At 45.4% G+C, this 760-nt stretch carries 2 protein-coding genes; both read left to right on the top strand.

Annotation, left to right across the window (positions count from 1 at the left end; genetic code table 11):
• The coding region (locus DW922_RS17855; RefSeq protein WP_207666312.1) for a hypothetical protein at positions 1-320 on the top strand (320 nt) is incomplete at its 5' end.
• Between the two features lie 46 nt (positions 321-366).
• Positions 367-726: a heavy metal-associated domain-containing protein gene (locus tag DW922_RS17335; protein WP_118727163.1), complete on the top strand. Its 360-nt coding sequence runs from the start codon at positions 367-369 to the stop codon at positions 724-726.
• Positions 727-760: the final 34 nt, after the last annotated feature.

Below are 760 nucleotides of genomic sequence, written 5' to 3'. Positions count from 1 at the left end.
GGCTGACAAGATCATGCGGCTGTCTGGGAAAGCACAGGCAGCCGCAGACATTGAAAAAAGAAAAAACTGGATTTGGGTCAGAAATCCAGACGAAACAATCAGGAGGAAGAGCCGTGTCACATTCACAAAATTCTATGGGCTACATGGTGGTGCTTTGCATCATCCTGTACATAGTGGGCGTATCCATTTATCTCTTCGTAAAATTTGTAAGAAAAAAACTAGATGAGGCGAGAGACCGCAGATTCCAGAGGGAACATCAGGGAAGTCCGATGACAGAAATAAAAACGGAAGATCCGTCGGAAAAGCAGATTCATTCATAAGAAAGAAAAACTGACAGAAAAAGAAGACAGAAGGGAGCAAGCTATTATGACAGACATGATTGTAATCTTAGTTATTGCAGTATTTGTACTTCTTGGTGTAAAATCCACCATCAAGCATTTTAAAGGCGAGGGAGCCTGCTGTGGAGGCGGCGGTGGAAGCCTTCCGCCGGAGAAGAAAAAACTCGAGAATCCGGTCATCGGAAAGAAGACCGTTAAGATTTCCGGCATGTACTGCGAACACTGCGTCAACGCAGTCACCGAAGCCATCAACAAGATTGACGGTGCATCCGCAGAAGTCAGCCTGCACGGCAAAAAAGCCGTGGTAAGCTATGACCGCGAGCTGGATGAAGCACTGCTCAAAAAAACGATTGAGGATGCCGGGTATAAGGTGGAAGCGATCAAATAACAATTTGATTAACTTTAATAGGGCCGTGTGAGTT

Origin of the sequence: Clostridium sp. AM42-4 (assembly GCF_003480105.1) — a bacterium.
Lineage (GTDB): Bacteria > Bacillota > Clostridia > Lachnospirales > Lachnospiraceae > Brotaphodocola.
The sequence above is the reverse complement of the archived record's forward strand: the minus strand, read 5'-3'. Positions and strand labels throughout refer to the sequence as shown.